A 230-nucleotide genomic window follows, 5' to 3' on the forward strand; every position below is an offset into this window, starting at 1 on the left:
CGAGCCGGACATGGCGGGCGGCGATGCGCCGGAAACCGGCCTCCTCCAGGCCGAAGATCGCGGCGACCGCGCGCAGGTAGCGCTCCTCGCCCTCGTGGATCGCGCCGTCGGCGGTCGCGATGTGGAAGAGGCCGTCGAGCACGTCCTCCAAGAGCGCCGGCTCGTCCCGGAAGGTCGCGGCGAGCTGGCCCGCATAGGCCTCGAAGCCGGCCGTGGTCGTCTTGGCGAGG

General features: G+C 73.5%; 1 protein-coding gene. It reads right to left on the reverse strand.

All coding sequences use genetic code 11. The features are described from left to right. On the reverse strand, positions 1–230 hold a 230-nt coding region (locus AX737_RS26720; RefSeq protein ID WP_197430731.1), incomplete at both ends, for a TerB family tellurite resistance protein.

The sequence above is a fragment of the Methylobacterium sp. CCH5-D2 genome, assembly GCF_001556475.1.
Taxonomy (GTDB): Bacteria; Pseudomonadota; Alphaproteobacteria; order Rhizobiales; family Beijerinckiaceae; genus Methylobacterium; species Methylobacterium hispanicum.